Source organism: Stenoxybacter acetivorans DSM 19021, assembly GCF_000745895.1.
GTDB classification, from domain to species: Bacteria; Pseudomonadota; Gammaproteobacteria; order Burkholderiales; family Neisseriaceae; genus Stenoxybacter; species Stenoxybacter acetivorans.
This window is the reverse complement of sequence record NZ_JQKE01000147.1, coordinates 1-1117: the sequence shown is the minus strand read 5'-3', so window position 1 is coordinate 1117 and position 1117 is coordinate 1. Positions and strand designations below refer to the sequence as shown.

The window sequence follows — 1117 nt, the reverse complement described above, 5'->3', positions numbered from 1 at the left end:
CGGGTACATAAAGGATTACCTACTGTCTTAATTTATCTGCCAATTATACACCATTTGATTCTATTAAGAATTTTTTTGAACATGGGTTCTGAAAAAATAAACAAACGAAAAGGAGCGCGAACACACATCTTACATAGTATCAAACAGTAAAGACAGCTTGTGCGGCGGGGCTGACCACCCGTCCGTGCCCATGTCAGCAGATTGTACGGCAAAGGCATATTCAGCAAGAACAACTTCGGCAAATCGATGGTGTAACTGCACAACATTAAGGGTAAATTTTTGCTGTCAATTAACGAGGTACCGCAAACCGCGACACCTTTGCCGACTTCGAAATACGTGAAGTAAAACTACGCTACAGCATCAATCCAAACAACCGCGCCTATGCCGACAAACTCTTCATCAGTAACGACACTTTGCCAAAGTGAATTTGGCAGCGCTGACAAAAAACCTGTATATGGCAAGTTTTGAAATACTGTTGCACGGAGTGAAATAAAATAAAAACCAATTTATCGTGCAACGCCATGTCATTTATCGTGTACCGATTCATAATTCTTACACTTTAGTTTATAAACTAAAGAGGTGGGTTGACAAACCCACCTCTTTAGAAATAACTTTTAAGTTATTGTTATTTAAACAGAAATAAATCCGATCACAAAGGGCAATAAAATGAGTAAATGGCAAGTACATATCCTCATGAAAAAAAAGGGTAGTCAGCGGAATGATATTATAACTGTTGAAGCAGAAACAGATTCTACTGCTGTGATGATGGCAGAAGGTATGGCACGGCAAAAATGTCCGGGCTATGAGACTTATCAAACAGTAAAAGTTGTGCGCCTATAACCCGCATATTTTATAGGGAAACAAAAACTCCGAATTTCGATAACAAGAAATTCGGAGTTTTTATGCTTCAGGCTGCCTGAAACCAAAATTTTTAAGGTTAGGTTATAACCTAACCTTACTACGAATTGACATTCGTAGTAATAAAGCAGTACAAATATTTTTAAAATTTCATAAGGATATCAACATAATGAACATTGATTATGTGTAAGAATTCCTAGCGTTGTTTACAGTATTTATAGGAAAATACTGCAATGAACATTCATAAAAGAACCCGTTT

The 1117-nt window shown here is 37.1% G+C and carries 1 protein-coding gene; it reads left to right on the top strand.

Annotated features, from left to right (window positions below):
- Positions 1 to 666: 666 nt before the first annotated feature.
- A complete protein-coding gene (locus tag Q384_RS13515) occupies positions 667 to 840 on the top strand; it encodes a hypothetical protein (protein WP_156956562.1) in 174 nt (57 codons plus the stop codon).
- Positions 841 to 1117 lie beyond the last annotated feature (277 nt).

Bases quoted from the DNA above. Each gene is read 5' to 3' on its own strand.
- Q384_RS13515 (WP_156956562.1), top strand. From the start codon at position 667: ATGAGTAAATGGCAAGTACATATCCTCATGAAAAAAAAGGGTAGTCAG.